The 20379-nt window shown below is 72.3% G+C and carries 17 protein-coding genes; 16 read left to right on the top strand and 1 reads right to left on the bottom strand.

Annotation, left to right across the window (positions count from 1 at the left end; all coding sequences use genetic code 11):
• Positions 1-68 precede the first annotated feature (68 nt).
• Both hemW and OHL10_RS10060 read left to right on the top strand, forming a co-directional pair.
• Positions 69-1400, top strand: a complete 1332-nt coding sequence (hemW, locus tag OHL10_RS10065) for a radical SAM family heme chaperone HemW (RefSeq protein WP_265522075.1) — start codon at positions 69-71, stop codon at positions 1398-1400.
• Between the two features lie 271 nt (positions 1401-1671).
• Positions 1672-2619, top strand: a complete 948-nt coding sequence (locus OHL10_RS10060; RefSeq protein WP_265522074.1) for a DUF2189 domain-containing protein — start codon at positions 1672-1674, stop codon at positions 2617-2619.
• A gap of 107 nt (positions 2620-2726) precedes the next feature.
• On the opposite strand, the gene OHL10_RS10055 is transcribed toward OHL10_RS10060, so the two are convergent.
• Entirely contained in the window at positions 2727-3593 is an 867-nt protein-coding gene (locus tag OHL10_RS10055; protein WP_265522073.1) for a DUF3097 domain-containing protein, read from the bottom strand.
• A gap of 127 nt (positions 3594-3720) precedes the next feature.
• On the opposite strand from OHL10_RS10055, the gene OHL10_RS10050 reads away from it, so the two are divergent.
• The 14 genes from OHL10_RS10050 (at position 3721) to OHL10_RS09985 (ending at position 20378) form a co-directional block, all read left to right on the top strand.
• Positions 3721-5241 (top strand): MFS transporter, encoded by a 1521-nt coding sequence (locus OHL10_RS10050; protein WP_265522072.1) that lies wholly within the window; start codon positions 3721-3723, stop codon positions 5239-5241.
• A gap of 62 nt (positions 5242-5303) precedes the next feature.
• Positions 5304-6320, top strand: a complete 1017-nt coding sequence (gene hrcA / locus OHL10_RS10045; RefSeq protein WP_265522071.1) for a heat-inducible transcriptional repressor HrcA — start codon at positions 5304-5306, stop codon at positions 6318-6320.
• Positions 6321-6441: 121 nt separating this feature from the next.
• Positions 6442-7566 carry a molecular chaperone DnaJ gene (gene dnaJ, locus OHL10_RS10040; protein ID WP_265522070.1) on the top strand — a complete coding sequence of 375 codons (1125 nt, stop codon included), beginning with the start codon at positions 6442-6444 and terminating at the stop codon, positions 7564-7566.
• Positions 7567-7581: 15 nt separating this feature from the next.
• Positions 7582-8391 carry a 16S rRNA (uracil(1498)-N(3))-methyltransferase gene (locus OHL10_RS10035; RefSeq protein WP_265522069.1) on the top strand — a complete coding sequence of 270 codons (810 nt, stop codon included), beginning with the start codon at positions 7582-7584 and terminating at the stop codon, positions 8389-8391.
• On the top strand, positions 8388-8750 hold the full coding sequence (locus OHL10_RS10030) for a histidine triad nucleotide-binding protein (protein ID WP_265522068.1): 363 nt from the start codon (positions 8388-8390) through the stop codon (positions 8748-8750). Before OHL10_RS10035 ends, OHL10_RS10030 begins: the two co-directional genes overlap by 4 nt.
• Positions 8751-8859: 109 nt before the next feature.
• Positions 8860-9957, top strand: a complete 1098-nt coding sequence (locus OHL10_RS10025; protein WP_265522067.1) for a PhoH family protein — start codon at positions 8860-8862, stop codon at positions 9955-9957.
• Positions 9954-10406 carry an rRNA maturation RNase YbeY gene (gene ybeY, locus OHL10_RS10020; protein ID WP_265522066.1) on the top strand — a complete coding sequence of 151 codons (453 nt, stop codon included), beginning with the start codon at positions 9954-9956 and terminating at the stop codon, positions 10404-10406. Before OHL10_RS10025 ends, ybeY begins: the two co-directional genes overlap by 4 nt.
• 63 nt (positions 10407-10469) lie before the next feature.
• Positions 10470-11414 (top strand): GTPase Era, encoded by a 945-nt coding sequence (era, locus tag OHL10_RS10015; RefSeq protein ID WP_265522065.1) that lies wholly within the window; start codon positions 10470-10472, stop codon positions 11412-11414.
• Between the two features lie 22 nt (positions 11415-11436).
• On the top strand, positions 11437-13005 hold the full coding sequence (locus OHL10_RS10010; protein WP_265522064.1) for an alpha/beta hydrolase family protein: 1569 nt from the start codon (positions 11437-11439) through the stop codon (positions 13003-13005).
• 31 nt (positions 13006-13036) lie between these two features.
• Complete coding sequence (locus OHL10_RS10005) at positions 13037-14533, top strand: outer membrane protein assembly factor BamB family protein (protein ID WP_265522063.1); 1497 nt, start codon at positions 13037-13039, stop codon at positions 14531-14533.
• A gap of 290 nt (positions 14534-14823) precedes the next feature.
• A complete protein-coding gene (locus OHL10_RS10000; RefSeq protein WP_265522062.1) occupies positions 14824-16728 on the top strand; it encodes a DUF7937 domain-containing protein in 1905 nt (634 codons plus the stop codon).
• Positions 16729-16920: 192 nt separating this feature from the next.
• Positions 16921-18693: a 2-isopropylmalate synthase gene (gene leuA / locus OHL10_RS09995; protein ID WP_265522061.1), complete on the top strand. Its 1773-nt coding sequence runs from the start codon at positions 16921-16923 to the stop codon at positions 18691-18693.
• A gap of 108 nt (positions 18694-18801) precedes the next feature.
• Entirely contained in the window at positions 18802-19554 is a 753-nt protein-coding gene (recO, locus tag OHL10_RS09990; RefSeq protein ID WP_265522060.1) for a DNA repair protein RecO, read from the top strand.
• A complete protein-coding gene (locus OHL10_RS09985; protein WP_265522059.1) occupies positions 19554-20378 on the top strand; it encodes an isoprenyl transferase in 825 nt (274 codons plus the stop codon). Before recO ends, OHL10_RS09985 begins: the two co-directional genes overlap by 1 nt.
• Position 20379 lies beyond the last annotated feature (1 nt).

Genomic DNA, 20379 nt, shown 5'->3' with positions numbered 1-20379 from the left:
ATGACATTGGCTGTCTCGAACCGTTCCGACCGCGCCACCTCCACGCACTCAGCGGGTAGGGGGCGGGCGTGAGCCCGGCGCTGCCCGACGGCGAGCCCGTGCCCGACGACGGCGCGCTGCCCGCGTGGGTGGGCGGAAGCGGGGCGCCACGCACCGATCGGCGCTTCGGGGTGTACCTGCACGTCCCGTTCTGCTCCGTGCGGTGCGGTTACTGCGACTTCAACACCTATACCGCTGCGGAGCTCGGGGGCGGGGCCAGCCAGGCGGCCTACGCCGAGACCGCGCTGCGGGAGATCGACCTCGCGGACCGGGTGCTGCGTACCGCGGGTCTGCCACCGCGCGAGGTCTCGACCGTGTTCGTGGGCGGCGGGACGCCGACGCTCCTGCCCGCCGACGACCTGGCGCGGATGCTCGACGGCGTGCGCACGACCTGGGGGCTGGCCCACGACGCCGAGGTCACCACCGAGGCGAACCCCGACTCGGTCACGCCCGCCACGCTGCACCGGCTCGCCGAGGCGGGCTTCACACGGGTGTCCTTCGGTATGCAGTCCGCCGTACCGCACGTCCTGGCGACCCTCGAGCGCACGCACGACCCTCGCCGGATCCCCGACGTCGTGTCCTGGGCGCGCGACGCCGGGCTCGCCGTCTCGCTCGACCTCATCTACGGCACGCCGGGGGAGTCGGTCGAGGACTGGCGCACGAGCCTCGAGACGGCGCTCGCGACCAGCGTCGACCACGTCTCCGCGTACGCGCTCGTGGTCGAGCCCGGCACGCGGATGGCCGCCCAGGTCCGCCGGGGCGAGCTGGCGCTCCCGAGCGACGACGACCAGGCGGTCAAGTACGAACTTGCGGACGAGCTGCTCACCGCCGCCGGGCTCGGGTGGTACGAGGTCAGCAACTGGGCGCGCACCCCGGCTGACCGCTGCCGGCACAACCTCGCCTACTGGCGCGGGGACGACTGGTGGGGGGTCGGCCCGGGCGCGCACTCCTACGTCTCCGCGCACGCGTCCGTGCCCCAGGGCGAGCCGCAGGACGTGCCGCTCGAGGTGCCGGACGCCAAACCGGACGCCATGCCGGACGAGGCACCGGTGGGGGTGCGCTGGTGGAACGTCAAGCACCCGCGTCGCTACGCGTCGCTGCTCGAGTCCGGGCACAGCCCCGCGGCGGGGCGCGAGCAGCTCACGGCCGACGAGGGGCATCTCGAACGGGTCATGCTCGGCGTGCGGCTGCGCGAAGGGCTGGACCTGCGCCTGCTCACGCCCCAGGGCCGCCGCGCGGTCGCAGGGCTCGTGGCGAGCGGGCTGCTCGACGGCCGCGCGGCCGTCACGGGCCGTGCCGTGCTGACGCTCCGCGGACGGCTGCTGGCCGACACGGTCGTGCGGGACCTCACTGACGCGTGATCGCCGCACGGTCTGAGGCGTGATGTGCACCGCGCCACTCGGACGGGCCACCCGCACGGTCGTCACGGCTCGGACATACGGGTGATATCCGAGTTCCCTGGGCGTTTCCTCTAGCGCTCGGCGCTAGGACACGACAGGGTGTAGATCCGGCCGTGCACGCGCGCGACCGTCACGGATCCATCACCGTTCGTTCACAGCAGGCGGGCAGGGGTTCGGTGCCGGTGCGCTCAGGACGCGGCCCTCAAGCATCGTCGATCTGTGAGGGAACCTGATGAGCGAGAACACTGCGGGCGGACCCCCGCGCGACGAGAACGACCCGTACGTGCCCCAGGACCCGTCGGCGGGCCAGACGCCCGCGGGCGAGCCCCCCGCCGAGCAGCCGTCGGACCCGGCCCCCTACGGCGCACCGCCCGCCCAGGGCGGATACCCACCGCCTGCGCAGGGTGGCTACCCGCCGGCGCAGGGAGGATACCCGCCGGCAGGTGGTTACCCGCCGCCCGCGCAGGGTGGCTACCCGCCCCCCGCGCAGCCGTACGGTCAGCCCGTCGGCAGCACGGTCCAGATCGGTGACGCGTTCAACTACGGCTGGACCAAGTTCACCCAGAACGTCGGGGTCATCATCCTCGGTGCACTGACGTACGTCGCGGCGCTCGCGGTCCTCGGCGCGATCTTCTTCGCGATCCTCATCGGCACGGCGGCCACCACGGTCGACGCTGACGGGAACCTCTCGTCGGCCGCTGGGCTCGGGTTCAGCTTCGGCTCGTTCCTCTTCATCGGGATCTTCGCGATCCTCGGGTTCCTCGTGCAGGCCGCGATCATCCGCGTCTCCCTGCTCATCACCCAGGGTCGCAAGATCCAGTACGGCGACTTCTTCCAGTTCCCCAACCTGGGCAACGTGATCCTTGCGGCCCTGGCGATCGGCGTGGCGGTCGGGATCCTCAGCGTCACCATCATCGGCGGGATCATCTTCGCGTTCTTCGCGCAGTTCACGCTGTTCTTCGTCATCGACAAGAACCTCGGGGTGATGGACGCGTTCAAGGCGAGCTTCTCCCTCGTCAACAAGAACCTCGGCACGGTCATCGTCCTGTTCCTGGCGGTCTACGTCGCCCAGGCGATCGGCTCGTTCCTCTGCGGGGTCGGCCTGCTGGTCGCGCTGCCGGTCGCGCAGATCGCGACGGCGTACGTCTACCGCAAGCTCATCAACGAGCAGCCCGTCTGACCGACCGGATCTCGGGTGCGGGGCTCACGGCACCTGCGCTGCTGCGCGCTGGTGAGCCCCCACCCGAGATCGCGAGGGCGCCGGTCGGCCCGCCGTGACGAGGCCGGTCAGTCCGCCGTGACGAAGTCGATGAGCTCCTCGACCCGGCCCAGGAGCGAGGGCTCGAGGTCGGCGTAGCTGCGCACCGAGCGGAGGATCCGCTGCCACCCCCGGGCGACGTCCGCCTGCTCGGCGGCGGGCCATCCGAGCTCGCGCAGGATGCCGCGCTTCCATTCGGTGCCGCGCTCGATCACGGGCCACGTGTCCAGCCCGACGCGTTCGGGGCGGACCGCCTGCCAGACGTCGACGTACGGGTGCCCGAGGACCATCACCGTGCCGGGGCGTACGGTGCGCAACGCCTCGTCGGTCAGGCGCTTCTCCTTGCTCCCGGCCACGAGGTGGTCGACGAGGACCCCGACCCGGCGGTCCGGCGTCGGGCGGAACTCGGCGAGCGCCTCCGCCAGGTTGTCGACGCCGTCGAGCAGCTCGACCACGACGCCCTCGACCCGCAGGTCGTCGCCCCAGACCTTTTCCACGAGCTCGGCGTCGTGCTTGCCCTCCACCCAGATCCTGCTGCCGCGGGCGACGCGTGCCCGCGCGCCCGCGACCGCGCGGGAACCGGACGCGGTCCGACCGGGTGCCGTGGGCGTCGCCGGCGCGACCGGCGGGGTCAGCAGGACGGGCGAGCCGTCGACCCAGAACCCGGCGCCGAGCGGGAAGGTGCGCCGGCGTCCGGACCGGTCCTCGAGCACGACGACGTGCATCCCGCCCGACTTCTCGACCCGCACCACGGCGCCGACCCATCCGCTCGTCACATCCTCGACGACGAGACCTGCCTCCGCGGGCTGCGGACGGGAGACGGGGCGCCGGCGGTGGTGGGCGGTGGGCGGCGTCTGGCCGGAGAGGACGTCGGAGCCGTAGCGGTCGAAGGTCACGCCGACACCCTAGGACGCCGGACACGCCGCCCGGCGGTACGACGCGGGCGTGCCGCGCGATCGGACCGTGAGCCCCGACCGCCGGACCAGACCGTGCGGCCCGACGTCGCGTGGTAGACCTGGTCCGGTGAGCACCACAGGGTCCCCGCGGTCCGAGCCGGCGGACGCCGGGGTCGCGCAGGCGCCCGACCCGCACCGGTGGCGTGTGCTGGCGGTCTGCCTCACGGTCGGGTTCGTCACGATGCTCGACGTCTCGATCGTCAACGTCGCCATGCCGTCCATCGAGCGGTCCCTCGACGCCGGCCCGGCCCAGCTGCAGCTCATCGTGGCGGGGTACACGCTGGCCTTCGGTCTTGTGCTGGTCCCGGCGGGGCGGCTGGGGGACGCGGGCGGTCGGCGCCGGCTGTTCGTCGCCGGGCTCGTCGGGTTCGCCGTGACGAGCCTGGGCGCCGGGCTCGCGCCGAGCGACGAGTGGCTCGCGCTCGCGCGGGTCCTGCAGGGCGCGAGCGCGGGGCTGCTCAACCCGCAGGTCGTCGGGCTGATCCAGCAGCTCTTCGCCGGGGCGGAGCGCGGCCGGGCGTTCGGGCTGTTCGGCGCGACGATCGGCGTGTCCACCGCCCTGGGGCCGCTGCTCGGCGGTCTGATCATCTCGGCCGCGGGACCGGAGAACGGGTGGCGGTGGGTCTTCGGCATCAACGTGCCCATCATCGCGGTCCTCCTGCCGTTCGCGTGGCGGTACGTGCCGCGCGCGCACCCCGACCCGTCCGCGCGGCAACGTCCGCGCCGGATCGACACGGTCGGGCTCGCGCTCCTCGCGCTCGCGACCGCGACCGTCATGCTCCCGTTCGTCACGACGACCGGGGTCGACGACGACCCGCAGCGCTGGTGGTGGCTCGCGGTCGCAGCGCTCGTGCTCGTGCTGGTCGCGCTGTGGGAGCGCGGGTACCAGCGGCGCACGGGGGCCGCGGTCCTCGACCCGGTCGTCCTCGGTTCCCCGGCGTTCCGGCGAGGTGCGCTCCTGGCGATGGCGTACTTCGCCGGGTTCACGGCGATCTTCCTCGTGGTGACCCTCTTCCTGCAGAACGACGTCGGGTACACCCCGTTGCAGGCGGGTCTGGTGGGGATGCCGTTCGCCCTGGCGTCCGGGCTCTCCTCCTGGCTCTCGGGACGGTGGGTGGCGCGGTACGGGCGGCGGCTGGTCGTCGTCGGGCTCGTCCTGGTCCTGGCGGGGCTCGTCGCGACCGACCTCGTCGTGCGCGCGGTGGGGGACGACCCCGCGACGATCGGCTGGTCCGTCGCCCTGGCACAGCTGGTCACGGGGGCCGGCAGCGGGCTCGTCATCGCGCCGAACCAGACGCTGACGCTCGCCCGGGTGCCGGTCGCGCGGGCGGGCGTCGCGGGCAGCATGCTCCAGGTGGGCCAGCGCGTGGGCGCGGCGATCGGCATCTCCGCGGCGCTCTCGGTGTACTACGCCGGCAAGGCGGCGGGCGCGGGCGGTGCCGCGTCGACGAGCAGCGCGCTGCTCGTCACGATCGCGCTTGTCGGCGTCGCGCTCGTCGTCGCGCTCGTGGACCTGCGTGCGCGACGTGCGCGGCCCGAGCCCGAGCACGCGCGGATCGACGGACGGGGTGCGGCGCCGAGCGCGTAGAATTGGCACTCGGTACCCGAGAGTGCCGATCCGACAGTGCCGACCGGACGCAGGAGGTGGACGTGAGCGAGGAACGCCGGCTCGACGTGCTGCGGGCCATCGTCGAGGACTACGTCGCGACCCGTGAGCCCGTGGGATCGAGGGTGCTGACCGAGCGCCACAACCTCGGTGTCTCGCCGGCGACGATCCGCAACGACATGGCGGCGCTCGAGGACGGCGGCTACATCGCGCAGCCGCACACGTCCGCCGGTCGGATCCCGACGGACAAGGGCTACCGGATGTTCGTGGACCGGCTCTCGACCGTCAAGGCGCTCACCCCGCCGGAGAAGCGCGCGATCGAGACCTTCCTCAACCAGGCGGTGGACCTGGACGACGTGGTGGCCCGGGCGGGGCGGCTCATCGCCCAGCTCACCGGGCAGGTCGCGGTCGTCCAGTACCCCTCCCTGCGCCGCTCGGGCCTGCGCCACCTCGAGCTCGTGCCCGTCGGGGAGCGTCGCCTGCTCGTCGTGATCATCACCGACACCGGTCGCGTCGAGCAGCGGACCCTCGAGCTCTCCTCCGCCCCGGACGAGGCGACGCTCGCCGAGCTCCGCGCCCGGCTGAACATCGCGGCCGCGGGCAAGCGTCTCACCGAGCTCGCGGGAGGGTTCGGCGAGGTCGTGGAGAGCGTGTCACCCGAGGACCGCGAGGTTGCCCGGGCCGTCGCGGCGGTCGTCGCCGAGACGCTGACCGAGGAGAGCGAGGAGCGCATCGTGCTGGCCGGGACGGCCAACCTCGCCCAGGCGGGCATGCGTTTCGAGCACGCCCTGCGTCCCGTCCTCGAGGCGCTCGAGGAACAGGTCGTCCTCCTCGGGCTGTTGACCGAGATGGCGGCGGACTCCGGGGTGAGCGTGCGGATCGGCCACGAGACGCAGCTCGAGCGGCTGGTGGAGACGTCCGTGGTGACCTCGGGATACGGTAGCGACGGCGACGCGGTCGCCCTGATCGGGTCGATCGGACCCACCCGGATGGACTACCCGGGCACGATCGCGACCGTGCGAGCCGTCGCGCGGTACCTGTCGCGGATCCTCGCGTCGTGAGAGTGCCAGAGGCGGACCGGGTGACGGGACCCGGCTCATCAGACGGCGGGCCGGACGGTCGTACGGACGGTCTGCCGGCTTGTCGGACCAAGAGCCAACGTGTGCTAGCAGAGAGTGACTTGTGAGCGACTACTACGAGGTCCTGGGCGTGCCCCGGGACGCCAGCCAGGACCAGATCAAGAAGGCGTACCGCAAGCTGGCGCGCGAGCTCCACCCGGACGTGGCCGGTGACTCCGCCGAGGACCGGTTCAAGGACGTCTCCCGCGCCTACGAGGTGCTGTCCAACCCGGACAAGCGGCAGCAGTACGACATGGGCGTCGACCCCTCCGCCCCCGGCGGTGGCGCGGGCGGCGGCATGGGCGGCGGGTTCGGCTTCCAGGACATCTTCGAGACCTTCTTCGGCGGTGGCCAGGCGCAGAGCGGGCCGATCCCGCGCGCCCGCCGCGGCCAGGACGCGCTCGTCCGGATGGACATCGACCTCGCGGAGGCGGCCTTCGGCGCGCAGCGAGAGATGCAGGTCGACACGGCCGTGGTCTGCGGGACGTGCGGCGGTACCTGCTGCCGCCCCGGGACCTCACCCCGGACCTGCGAGGTCTGCAACGGCCGCGGCATGGTCCAGCGGGTCGCGCGGTCCTTCCTCGGCCAGGTCATGACGACGGCGCCGTGCGCCGCCTGCCAGGGCTTCGGCACCGTCATCCCCGAGCCCTGCGCCGAGTGCTCGGGCGAGGGTCGGGTGCGCAGCCGCCGGACGCTGACGGTCAACGTCCCCGCCGGTGTCGACACGGGCACCCGGATCAAGCTGACCTCGCAGGGCGAGGTCGGCCCCGCCGGCGGCCCGGCCGGTGACCTGTACGTCGAGATTCGCGAGCGCAACCACGAGACGTTCGTGCGACGCGGGGACGACCTGCACTGCACGCTCGAGGTACCGATGACGGCCGCCGCGCTCGGGACCGTCCTCGAGCTCGAGACGCTGGACGGCCTCCAGGAGATCGACCTGCGGCCCGGGACGCAGCCCGGTCAGATCGTCACGCTCAAGAACCTCGGTGTCGGGCACCTGCACTCGACGGGGCGCGGTGACCTCAACGTGCACATCGACGTCCTCGTGCCCACCGCCCTGGACGAGGAGCAGGAGCAGCTCCTGCGCTCCCTCGCGACGGCGCGCGGCGAGGAGCGACCGGAGCCGCGGCTCTCGGCCGCGCACCCGGGTGTGTTCACGCGCCTGCGCGACAAGCTCTCCGGCCGGTAGCGGGAGAGGGCAGCAGTGAGCGCACCTGTCTTCGTCGTCGAGCCGCACGGGTCGTCGGGCGACCTCGCCGAGACCGCCGCAGGCGGGACCTACGTCCTCGACGGCACCGAGGGTCGGCACGCGGGGGTCGTGCAGCGCCGTGGGCCCGGCGAGCGCGTCGACGTCGTCGACGGGGCGGGCACGCGTCTGCGCTGCGTCATCGAGTCGGTGACGGCGGGCGAGGTCCTGCTCCGTGTCGAGGAGGTGGTCCGCGAACCGGCGCCCGACGTCGTCATCACGCTGGTCCAGGCGCTCGCCAAGGGCGACCGGGACGAGATGGCGATCGAGGCGGCCACCGAGGTGGGTGCGGACGCGATCGTGCCGTGGCAGGCCGACCGCTCGATCGTCGTCTGGCGCGGGGACCGTGCGGCGAAGTCACGTCAGCGGTGGCTCGCCACGGTCCGCGCCGCGACGAAGCAGGCCCGTCGTGCCAGGCTCCCGCAGGTGGAGACGTCGATCGACAGCCGCGGGCTCGCCGCGCGGGTCGCGGCGGTCGTGGCCGGCGGCGGCCGCGCGATCGTGCTGCACGAGGAGGCGACGACGGCGCTCGCCGACGTGGAGCTGCCCGGCGGCGGCGACCCGGCGGTCGAGCTCCTCGTCGTGGTGGGACCCGAGGGCGGGATCAGCAGCACCGAGCTCGATGCGCTGACGGACTCGGGGGCGGTGGCCGCGCGCCTCGGCCCGCACGTGCTGCGGACGTCGACGGCGGGGCCGGTCGCGATCGCCCTGCTGGCCGAGCGCCTCGGACGGTGGGAGCACCCCGAGAGCGATAGCCTGCGGTCATGACGAGCGCGAGCGGTGACACCACGTCCGAGTGCCTCTTCTGCCGCATCGTGGCGGGTGAGCTGCCGGCGGACGTCGTGGCCTCGACAGAACGGGCCGTCGCGTTCCGCGACATCGACCCGAAGGCGCCCCTGCACGTCCTGGTCGTGCCGCGCGAACACCACGGCGACATCGCGCAGCTGGCCGCGGCCGACCCCGAGCTGCTGGGCGAGGTGGTCGCCCTCGCCGACGAGGTGGCCGGTGAGCAGGCGGACGGCCAGTTCCGTCTGGTCTTCAACTCCGGACCGCGTGCCGGGCAGAGCGTCTTCCACGTCCACGGGCACGTGCTCGGCGGCACCCAGCTCGGCTGGACGCCCGCCTGAAATTCGCCGCGGCTCCCTCCCCGCGTCGATACGATGGAGCAGACCCGCGCTCGTCGGAGGCCCGGGAGAGGACCGACCACCGAAGGAGTGCCGCGGCGCAAGCCGGCTCATGACATCGACATCACCCGACAGCTCCCGTGCGGACGGCGAGCGTCCGAGCGGCATTCCTCACGGCGTCGCGCGCGTCGAGCACCGCATCGTGATCCCTCCGCACGTCCCCATGGTCGGGCTCCTGGGCAGCGGTGACGCGGTCCTGCGGGCCGTCGAGGCGGGGTTCCCCACGGTCGACGTGCACGCCCGCGGCAACGAGATCTCCGTGGCCGGCGCCCCTGGTGAGGTGGCGCTCGCCTCTCGCCTCCTCGACGAGCTCATCGAGGTCGTCGAGGCCGGCACCCAGCTCACGCCCGACGTCGTGACGCGTTCCATCTCCATGCTCACGGCGGCCACGGCCGCGCGACCCGCCGAGGTACTGACGTTCAACATCCTGTCCTCGCGCGGACGCACCATCCGGCCCAAGACGGTCGGTCAGAAGCACTACGTCGACGCGATCGACGCGAACACCGTGACGTTCGGCATCGGGCCGGCGGGCACCGGCAAGACGTACCTGGCCATGGCCAAGGCCGTGCAGGCGCTGCAGGCCAAGCAGGTCAACCGGATCGTGCTCACGCGCCCGGCGGTGGAGGCGGGTGAGCGGCTGGGCTTCCTGCCCGGCACGCTCTCCGAGAAGATCGATCCGTACCTGCGCCCGCTGTACGACGCCCTGCACGACATGATCGACCCGGACTCGATCCCGAAGCTCATCGAGTCCGGGACCATCGAGGTCGCACCGCTCGCCTACATGCGTGGCCGGACGCTCAACGACGCGTTCATCATCCTCGACGAGGCGCAGAACACCTCGGCCGAGCAGATGAAGATGTTCCTGACGCGCCTCGGCTTCGCCTCGAAGATGGTCATCACGGGTGACGTGACCCAGGTCGACCTGCCCGGGGGGACGACGTCGGGCCTGCGGGTGATCGAGGACGTGCTGACCGGGGTCGACGACGTGGAGTTCTGCCGCCTGTCGTCCTCGGACGTGGTCCGCCACCGGTTGGTGAGCGACATCATCGACGCCTACGCGCGCTGGGACGTCGCCGGTTCCGGCGACGGACGGGGCGGCGGTGGGGGAGCCCGCTCGGCGGGACCGCGCGAACGGAGGGCACGCCCATGAGCGTGGAGGTCAACAACGAGTCCGGGTACGAGGTCGACGAGGCGGAGTTCGCGGCGCTCGCTCGGTTCGTGCTCGACGCCATGTTCGTGCACCCGCAGAGCGAGCTCTCGATCGTGTTCGTCGACACGCAGGTGATGAGCGAGCTGCACGTGCAGTGGATGGACGAGCCGGGTCCGACCGACGTCCTGTCGTTCCCGATGGACGAGCTGCGCCCGGGGCGAGACGGCGAGCTCGCCCCCGCCGGGACGCTCGGAGACGTCGTGCTCTGCCCGGACGTCGCCGCCCAGCAGGCCGTGGCGGCCGGCCACTCGACCACGGAGGAGATGCTCCTGCTCACGACGCACGGCATCCTCCACCTGCTCGGCTACGACCACGCGGAGCCGGAGGAGGAACGCGAGATGTTCGCGCTGCAGCGCAAGCTCCTGCTCACCTTCCTCGCCGGGCGATGACTCCCTGACCAGCTCCTCGATCATCACCTCGATCATCCTGACCACCACCACGAAGGACCATCCGTGAACACCCATGACGGCGCACCCACCGAGCACAAGGCGGGGTTCGCGTGCTTCGTCGGGCGCCCGAACGCCGGGAAGTCGACCCTGACCAACGCGTTGGTCGGGCAGAAGGTCGCGATCACCTCCGGACGACCGCAGACCACCCGGCACACGATCCGCGGGATCGTGCACCGCCCGGACGCGCAGCTCATCCTCGTGGACACCCCGGGCCTGCATCGCCCACGCACGCTGCTCGGGGAGCGGCTCAACGACCTGGTACGGGACACGCTCACCGAGGTCGACGTCATCGCCTTCTGCCTCCCGGCGGACCAGAAGGTCGGCCCGGGCGACCGGTTCATCGCGGCCCAGCTCGCGGACCTGTCGCGCGGGCGGCGCGGCACCCCGGTCGTCGCGGTCGTGACCAAGTCGGACCTCGTGGACCGCGAGACCCTCACCAAGCATCTTCTCGCGGTCGACCGGCTCGGCGAGTGGGCGGACATCGTCCCGGTGTCCGCGACCGGCGGCTTCCAGGTGGGCGTGCTCGCGGACGTGCTCGTCGGCCACCTCCCGCCGGGTCCGGAGCTCTACCCCGGAGGTGAGCTCACGGACGAGCCCGAGGCGGTCATGGTCGCCGAGCTCGTGCGCGAGGCGGCGCTGGAGGGTGTGCGCGACGAGCTGCCGCACTCCCTCGCGGTGGTGGTCGACGAGATCACCCCGCGCGAGCAGGACGCCGGGCAGAAGGACCGCGCGCCGTTCCTCGACGTGCGGGTCAACCTCTTCGTCGAGCGCGACAGCCAGAAGGCCATCATCATCGGTCGCGGCGGGTCGCGGCTGCGCGAGGTCGGGACGGAGGCGCGGCGAGGTATCGAGGCGCTGCTGGGAGCGCGCGTGTACCTCGACCTGCACGTGAAGGTCGCCAAGGACTGGCAGCGGGACCCCAAGCAGCTGCGTCGGCTCGGGTTCTGACGGGCGGAGCGAGGGTTTCGCGATGATCTTCCGGACCGCGGCGACGAGCGCCGCACTCGCGATCGTGCTGGCCGTCGTCGGGGCCCTGGCGGGTCCGCAGTGGGACCCCGTCCCGGTGGCCGACCACGTGACGCCGGAGACGACGGACACGACGATCGGTGGGCAGGTCGCCGGTGCGATCGACGCGGTCGGCACCTACCAGGTGCGTGAGGTGGAGGCGACGGTCGAGCTCGACGGGACGTCGGTCGACGCGCTCATCCGGGAACCGGTGGACGCGCCCGGGGACCGCCCGGGGGTCGTCTTCTTGCACGGCGCGGGGACGGGGACGGCGCACGAGGCGTTCGCGCAGACCGCGAGCGCGCTCGCCAGCGCCGGCGTGGTGACGCTCGTGCCGTCGAAGCGGCTCGACACGTACTCGACGAGGTACCGCGACTACGAGTCGATGGCCGTGGACTACGCGCACTCGGTGGAACTCCTCCGGTCGAGACCGCTGGTGGACCCGGCCCGCGTCGGGCTGTACGGCGAGTCCGAGGGGACCTGGGTGGTCCCCGTCCTCGCGGTCCAGGACCCGACGATCGCCTTCTCGATCCTCGTCTCGGCCCCGGTGGTCCCACCGCGTCAGCAGGCCGCCTACGCCGCCGACTCGTACCTGCGCAACACCGGGGTCCCTCGCAGCGTCTTCCGCGCGATCCCCCGCGCCGTCGGGATGGTCCTGCCCGGCGGCGGTTTCGAGTACGCCGACTTCGAGGTCGACCCGTTCCTGCGGGAGCTCTCCAGCCCTGTCCTCATGGCGTACGGCACCAGCGACCCGTCGATGCCTGTCGAGCAGGGTGCCCTCCAGGTGATCGACGACGTGGCGTCGAACGGCAACGACGACGTGAGCGTGCGCTACTACGACGGCGCCAACCACGGCATCCGTATCGACGGGCAGCTCGTGCCCGAGTTCCTGCGGGACCTCTCGGCGTGGGTCCAGGGTCTTCCGGACACCGCCGGGGCCTCGCCGCAGGTCGCGGGTGCGCAGCCCGACCAGGTGTTCCTGGCCGCGCCCGTCCCGGCGCCCCGCTGGTTCGGCAACGGTGACCTCGTGATCGGGCTGGTCGTCGCGGGCCTCGGGCTTCTCGTGCTGGGTCCGCTGGTGTGGGCCGGGTCGAGCCTGGTGCGGCGTGCCCGACGGCGGGACGCGCCGGTCGCGCGGATCGCGCCCGGGCTGCGGTGGCCGCTGGTCGTGCTCGGTACCGGGGCCGTCGCGACGATGGTGGGTCTGGTGGTCTACCTCATGTCCGTGGCACGGCTGGCGCTCGAGTACGAGCGCGACGCGTGGGTGGTCCACGGGGGGTGGATCGCCGTTCGTGCCCTGGGTCTGGTGACCGTCGTCGCGGCGGCGATGATCGTCAACCGCTCCGCGGAGCTGCGCACGACCCGACGGGCACTCGCCCGCGGGCCGCGCCACGTCGACGTGCGAGACCAGGCGGTGCTCGTTCGTCCCGCCGTGGGCGTCGTGGGTCACCTCACCTACTGGTCGACGATCGTCGGCGCGACCCTTCTCCTCGTGACCGTGGCCTACTGGGGCGTGTACCAGCTCGGGATCTGACCGGGCACGGCCACGCGACTAGACTTGTCGCATGGTTCGGCGACGTCGCGACCGTGGGGCGCAGTTCTCCGCGCGCGCTGCCGACCGGGACGACGACCCGTTCGGTGAACCGTACGACGTCCCGCTGGACGGCTCGTTCGATGCCCTCTTCGACGACGACCCGGTGCCGTCCGCAGGGGCGCGGACATCGGCGGCGACAGCGCCACCCGCGGCGGAGGGTGCCGAAACGCGAGCCGCGACGCCCGCGCACCCGCGTTCCCGGCACCATCGCGGACGCGTGCTGTGGGCGACGGCGGCGACCGTGGTCGCCGTCGCGGGCTCGGTGGTGTTCACGGCGGTCGTCGAGAACGCGCGGGTGGTCGACACGGCCTCCATCCCGGGTGTGGTGCGGCCGCTGCACACCCCGCCCGCGACGAGCTGGACGATCGAGCGACACTCGGACCAGAGGATCATCCCGGTCGACGGCGCGATGGTGCTCGTGGACGACCACCTCGTCGCGTACGGCACCGAGGACGGCAGCGAGAAGTGGTCCTCCGAACCGCTCCCGCAGGACACGTCCTGTCTGCCGCGGATCGGGGACGAGCCTCACGACCTCATCGTGTGCATTTCCCCGGACCTGACCGCGAGCGACGGCCAGCGCTTGACGGTGACGACGTACGACCCGGCGACCGGGGAGCGCACGGGGTCGCGGACGGCCCGGGTCCGTGACCAGGAGGTGGCGCTCGCCGGGAGCCACGACTTGGTCCGCCTCTACGTCGAGGGTACGTCGGCGGTGATCGTCCGCGAGGACGCACGCACCGGGGAACCGCGCTGGGAGCAGCGGGTGCCCCGCGAGCGTGGTGCAGGTGCCGCCGTGGAGGACGATTTCGTGGGCGGGGTCAGCCTGGCCGTGTCGCGGGGGGTGGTCTCGGTCCTTGGCCGTGGCCTGGCGGCGACGTTCACGCACGACGGCATCCCGCTGGAGGTGGGTGACGTCTGGTCGGTCGTCGAGCTGCCCGACGGTCGCTACGCGGGCAACCAGTACGGTCGCGGGGTCGCCACGGTCTTCGGGGCGGACGGCGTGCCGGAGTTCCAGGTCAACGGCCGGGTGCTCGAGGCCCCCCTGACGGACGGGTCGGTACCCGGGGTGATCGTCGCCAACACCTTCGGCGGCATGATGGGGGTCGATGCTGCGACGGGTGCGACGCTGTGGGAGCTGACGGGCTCGGGCAGCCACGCCGTGCTCCGGCTGGACGGGCAGATCGTCATCCAGTCGGACTCCGTGCTGCGGTCGGTCGACGTCAGGACGGGTGAGCAGACGTGGTCGGTGCGGGTCGAGCGGTCGGCCCTGTGGCTGCCGCTGACGGACGGCGAGTCCGTCTTCGTCACGAGCGGCACGCGCGGTGTCGATCCCGAGCTGGTGTCGATCTCGCTGCGCCAGGGCTATGTGCAGTGGCGCGCTCCTCTGCCGCTCGGGGCCTTCCACGTCTTCGCTGCCGACGGACGGATCATGGTCCTGCGTGAGGACGACCTCGTCGCCCTCGGCTGACCCTGACCCTGACCCGACCCCGACCTGGGCAGGCTCCTTCTCGTGAGCCTCGCGAGCCTCGTGACGTGCGGTGCGGCGTGCCACGCAGCGCGTGGTCCCGGTGCGACACTTGAGCAGACGGTGATGAACGGGTAGAAACGGTCCGGGCCGCCCAGGCCACGAACCGGTGGGTCGAGCACCCGCCGGCGGCGACAGCGTAGGGAGTGCACACGATGACGAACGAGTCCGGAGCGGTCGAGGATCCGCAGGGGGCCTCCGCCTCCGAGCAACCCGATCAGCCACTCGGGCAGGTGAGGGTCCGGACCAGCGGCGATGCGCCGTCGTCCACGTCGGCGCCCGAGCAGGAGCCGGGGGAGGGCGCCGACCCGGCCGTCGAGAAGACCTCGCCGTTCGCCGGAGTCCCGGTGGGCGACTACGTGCGCGACGGCGTGGCCGCCGTGCTGCTGCTGGTCTCGCTCGCGCTGCCCTGGGACATCGCGCACCGGTCCTCGGACAAGATCGAGGTCGTCCTCGTCACGGTCCTGTCCCTGCTGTCGCTGACGCTGCCCTACCTGGCCCGCACCGGTGCGCTGCCCGCCTCGTGGACGGTCCATACGACACGGCGCGCACGGCTGTTCGCGAACGCGCCCTATGTGCTCGTCGCCTTGGTCTACCTCGTGCTCGACGGGCTCAACGGCGGGACCGCCAACGAGTGGGGCTGGGTCGGTACCGGTGTCGCTCTCGGCCTCGCGGGCTCCTTGCTCGCCGCGCAGCCGCGCGAGGCGGAGCTCGGTCCGCAGGAGCTCGACGGCGCGGTCTCGAGGACCTGGTCCCGCGCCCTGCTGGGTCTCGGCGGGCTCCTCGTCGTCACCGTGCTGGTGACGTTCGTCCTGTTCCTCACGAGGGACTCGCTCGGCTTCGCCGGCGTGCTCTACGCTCTCGTGTCCGCCGTGTTCGTGCTCGCGCTGGTCGGGCTCCCGCTGCTGGGTGTGGTCCGTCGCTCGGAGAGCGGTCGGCTCGTGCTCGTCGGCCTCGGGATCATCCTCGTGGTCGCGTTCGTCCTCGGCTCGGGGGACGACAGCCTGCCCCGCTTCGAGAGCCTGCACGAGGGTCGCTTCGGCCTCGTGCTCGTCCCGGCCATCGCCGCGATCGCGGCCTCCCCGGCCGTGCGCCGGCTGACGGCGTCCGGGTCCGCGGTCGAGGCGTGGACGGGTGTCGCCGTCCGGTCGTTCGACCTGCTCCTCGTGGTCGCCGGGTACGCGGCCGTCGTCGCCGTCCTCGCCCTCGTCGAGGGTGCGCGCGGGGTGGGCGTCGTGCTGAGCCTCGTCTTCGGTCTCCTCGTCGCGGGTGTCGCGCTCGTCGCGCGCCGTGCGCTCTCGCGAGACGCGGTCGCCGGTCGGGTGCTCGCACTCGGCGCGGCGGGCCTGTCGGCGCTGCTCGGCCTGGTGCTCCTCGTGGTGGTCGCCGACCAGGGCAACGGTCTGGTCGCGGGCGCCGCCGTGGAGCACGTCCTCATCGCGTTCGGCCTGCCGCTCATGGCGGCCTTCGCGCTCACGGTGCCGCCAGAGGTCAGGGCGCACTTCGCGGAGAACCTTCCGCCCGTCGGCGAGCAGGTGCGCAACGCGTACGTCTGGCAGCCTCCGGCGCCCAAGCCGGTCCGTCCCAAGCCTGAGCCGGCTCCCCAGGGCGCGCCGGTCGGCAACGACCCGTCCGGCTACGCCCCGCAGCAGCACGACCCGCAGGCACCTCAGCACGCGCCGACCGGTCAGGGCTACGCCCCGGCCGGGTACGCGCCCCAGGGCACCGGGCCGCAACCGGTCCAGCCCGAGGTCTCGGGCTACGCGGCGCGCCCGGGTCTGGCGCCGTCCGAGGACCCGGCGACGCAGGTCATGCCGGCCTACAGCGAGGAGCCTGCTGCCGCGCAGCACCAGCCCGCGCAGCACCAGCCCCAGCAGTACCAGCCGCAGTACCAGCCCCAGCAGGCCGGGCCGCAGTACCAGCCGCAGCCGCAGGAGCCGCAGCCTGCGGGCTTCTCCGCCGCGCAGGCGCTCGACCCGGGCACACCGCTCGAGGTGCTCGCGCAGATCGTCCAGGATGCCCCGCACCTGCGCCCACAGGTCGCGGCGAACCCGTCGACGTACCCGGCACTGCTCGACTGGCTCGGCAACCTCGGCGACCCGGCCGTCGACGCCGCGCTGCGCTCCCGCGGCCGGTAGCGCGCGGGCGGGTCGTGGTGCGTCCGCCGGACGCCCGCGACCCGGCCGCACGGGCGCGGTACAGTGGGTCTGTGCACCTGACGCAGACCCTCCTCCTTCGGTGCCGCGACGAGGCCCTCTAGGCCGGTCCCTCGTCGCGGTGGCTGGTGTGCCGGCTGACAGCACCGACGACGAGGACGAGAAGGACACCCCATGACTCAGCACAGCACGCAGCGACGCACCCACTCCACGGAACAGCAGCCCTCGGGCATGCCCGTGCACAAGTATGAGCCGTTCCACCAGCAGTTCGACGTGTCCCTCCCGGACCGCACGTGGCCGGACAAGAGGATCACGCAGGCCCCCCGCTGGTGCGCCGTCGACCTGCGCGACGGCAACCAGGCGCTCATCGAGCCGATGAACCCGGAGCGCAAGCTGCGGATGTTCGAGCTGCTGGTCGAGATGGGCTACAAGGAGATCGAGGTGGGCTTCCCGTCCGCCTCGCAGACCGACTTCGACTTCGTGCGGATGCTCATCGAGGAGGACCGCATCCCCGACGACGTCGTCATCCAGGTCCTGACCCAGGCCCGTGAGCACCTCATCGCACGGACCTACGAGTCGATCAAGGGCGCCAAGCAGGCGATCGTGCACCTGTACAACTCCACGTCGCGGCTGCAGCGCGAGGTGGTGTTCCGCACCGACCGCGACGGCATCGTCGACATCGCGCTCGAGGGCGCCAAGCTGTGCCGGAAGTTCGAGGAGACGGTCCCGGAGACGACGGTCTACTACGAGTACTCGCCCGAGTCCTACACCGGGACGGAGCTCGAGTTCGCGGTACGTATCTGCAACGAGGTGATCGAGGTCTTCGAGCCCACGCCGGAGCGCAAGGTCATCATCAACCTGCCGGCGACCGTGGAGATGGCCACCCCGAACGTGTACGCCGACTCGATCGAGTGGATGAGCCGTCACCTCGTCCACCGCGAGAACGTCGTGCTGTCGCTGCACCCGCACAACGACCGCGGCACCGCGGTCGCGGCCGCCGAGCTCGGCTACCAGGCCGGCGCGGACCGCATCGAGGGCTGCCTGTTCGGCAACGGCGAGCGTACCGGCAACGTGTGCCTGGTGACCCTCGGCATGAACCTGTTCAGCCAGGGGATCGACCCGCAGATCGACTTCTCCGACATCGACCACGTGCGCCGGACCGTCGAGCACTGCAACCAGCTGGGCGTCCCTGAGCGGCACCCGTACGCCGGTGACCTGGTGTTCACGGCCTTCTCGGGATCCCACCAGGACGCCATCAAGAAGGGCTTCGACGCCATGTCCGCGAAGGCGGAGGCGGCCGGCGCCGCGATCGACGACCTCGTGTGGGGCGTTCCGTACCTGCCGATCGACCCCAAGGACGTCGGGCGCTCGTACGAGGCCGTCATCCGGGTGAACTCCCAGTCCGGCAAGGGCGGTGTCGCCTACCTGCTGAAGACCGAACGGCACCTGGACCTGCCGCGCCGCCTGCAGATCGAGTTCTCCCACGCCGTGCAGGAGGTCACTGACACCGGGGGCACCGAGGTCACGGGCGAGGACATCTGGCGGATCTTCTCGGACGAGTACCTGCCGGTCGAGGACGGCGCCGACCTCGAACCGTGGGGCCGCCTGCGTCTGCGCGGCACCCGCGCCGTGTCCAGCGAGGACGGCCCGGACACGCTGTCGGTCGACGTCGTCGACCGCGGGGAGGCGATCACGCTCGAGGGCTCCGGCAACGGACCGGTGGCCGCGTTCGTCGACGCGATCGCCAAGGTCGGCGTCGACGTCCGCGTCCTGGACTACGCCGAGCACGCCCTGTCCGAGGGCGGCGACGCGAACGCGGCCGCCTACGTCGAGTGCCAGGTCGGCGACGACGTGCTGTGGGGCGTCGGCATCGACCCGTCGATCACCACCGCGTCGCTCAAGGCGATCGTGTCAGCCGTGAACCGGGCGGAGCGCGCCGCGGTCTGAGTCCGTCGACAGGAGGGGCCGCACCGTCACGGTGCGGCCCCTTCGTCGACCCGGCGGTGCCGGTGTGGCGCCGACCGAGGTGTCGGCGCGATGGCGGACAATGGACCCGTGGTCCTCTACCGAGACGAAGCGATCGTGCTGCGCACGCAGAAGCTGGGCGAGGCCGACCGCATCATCACGTTCCTCACCCGCGAGCACGGCAAGGTGCGCGGGGTCGGTCGTGGGGTGCGCCGGACCTCGTCACGCTTCGGCGCCCGGCTCGAGCCCTTTATGCTCGTCGACGTCCAGCTGCACGTCGGTCGCTCTCTCGACACGGTCACGCAGGTCGAGACGGTCGGTCCCTACGCTCGCGTGATCTGCGGCGACTACGGGCTGTACACCGCGGGCACCGCGATGCTGGAGACCGCCGACCGGCTGGTCGAGGCCGAGGGCGAACCCACCGTGCAGCAGTTCTGGCTGCTCGCCGGGGCGCTGCGGGCGCTGGCCGACCGGGCGCACGACGCGAACCTCGTGCTGGACTCCTACCTGCTGCGCGCGCTCGCCGTCGCCGGCTGGGCGCCGAGCTTCACCGACTGCTCGCGCTGCGGGGAGCCCGGGCCGCACCATGCCTTTTCCGTCGCCCTCGGTGGCGCCGTGTGCTCGCGCTGCCGCCCGCCCGGGTCGACGGCGCCCGCGCCCCAGACGTTCCTCCTGCTCGCCGCCCTGCTCGCGGGGGAGTGGGAGGTCGCCGACGCCTCGGACGCGCGGCATCGCAAGGAAGCCAGCGGCCTCGTGGCCGCGTACAGCCAATATCACCTGGAGAGAACGTTGCGATCACTGCGCATGGTGGAGCGAGACGGCGCGCCGGGGGTGGGCGCCTGATGGCACGGTCGGTGGTCCCACCGTTCCCGCACCCGTCCGGTGCGACAGCGCCGAACATCCCGGCCCAGTTCGTCCCCCGGCACGTGGCGATCGTCATGGACGGCAACGGACGCTGGGCGAACGCGCGAGGTCTCCCGCGCACGGCAGGGCACGAGGCGGGGGAGGCCGCGCTGCTCGACGTCGTGGCGGGAGCGATCGAGATCGGCGTCACGCACGTCTCGGCGTACGCGTTCTCCACCGAGAACTGGAAGCGCTCGCCCGACGAGGTGCGCTTCCTCATGGGGTTCAACCGGGACGTCATCCGGCGGCGCCGCGACGAGATGAACAGCTGGGGCGTGCGGGTGCGGTGGGCCGGGCGACGGCCGCGGCTCTGGACGTCGGTGATCAAGGAGCTCGAGATCGCCGAGGAGATGACCCGGGGCAACGACACGTGCACGCTGACGATGTGCGTCAACTACGGCGGGCGCGCGGAGATCGCGGACGCGGCCGCGGCGATCGCGCGCGAGGTGGCAGCCGGGCGCCTGGACCCGCGCAAGGTGACGGAGAAGACCGTCGCGAAGTACCTCGACGAGCCCGACCTGCCGGACGTCGACCTGTTCCTGCGCAGCTCGGGGGAGCAGCGGACGTCGAACTTCATGCTGTGGCAGTCCGCGTACGCCGAGATGGTGTTCCTGCCCGAGCCATGGCCCGAGGTGGACCGCCGGTCGCTGTGGCGGGCGGTCGAGGAGTACGCGCGGCGTGATCGCCGGTACGGGGGAGCGGTCGACGCGGTACCGGCCGCACCGGTTCCTGCCGACGGGCGGAGCGTGGGCGGCGCCTCCTAGG

Origin of the sequence: Oerskovia flava (assembly GCF_026163685.1) — a bacterium.
Taxonomy (GTDB): domain Bacteria; phylum Actinomycetota; class Actinomycetes; order Actinomycetales; family Cellulomonadaceae; genus Oerskovia_A; species Oerskovia_A flava.
The sequence above is the reverse complement of the archived record's forward strand: the minus strand, read 5'-3'. Positions and strand labels throughout refer to the sequence as shown.

Bases quoted from the DNA above. Each gene is read 5' to 3' on its own strand.
- OHL10_RS10005 (WP_265522063.1), top strand. From the start codon at position 13,037: ATGGTTCGGCGACGTCGCGACCGTGGGGCGCAGTTCTCCGCGCGCGCT.
- leuA (WP_265522061.1), top strand. From the start codon at position 16,921: ATGACTCAGCACAGCACGCAGCGACGCACCCACTCCACGGAACAGCAG.
- OHL10_RS10010 (WP_265522064.1), top strand. From the start codon at position 11,437: ATGATCTTCCGGACCGCGGCGACGAGCGCCGCACTCGCGATCGTGCTG.
- OHL10_RS09985 (WP_265522059.1), top strand. From the start codon at position 19,554: ATGGCACGGTCGGTGGTCCCACCGTTCCCGCACCCGTCCGGTGCGACA.
- OHL10_RS10030 (WP_265522068.1), top strand. From the start codon at position 8,388: ATGACGAGCGCGAGCGGTGACACCACGTCCGAGTGCCTCTTCTGCCGC.
- ybeY (WP_265522066.1), top strand. From the start codon at position 9,954: ATGAGCGTGGAGGTCAACAACGAGTCCGGGTACGAGGTCGACGAGGCG.
- OHL10_RS10060 (WP_265522074.1), top strand. From the start codon at position 1,672: ATGAGCGAGAACACTGCGGGCGGACCCCCGCGCGACGAGAACGACCCG.
- OHL10_RS10025 (WP_265522067.1), top strand. From the start codon at position 8,860: ATGACATCGACATCACCCGACAGCTCCCGTGCGGACGGCGAGCGTCCG.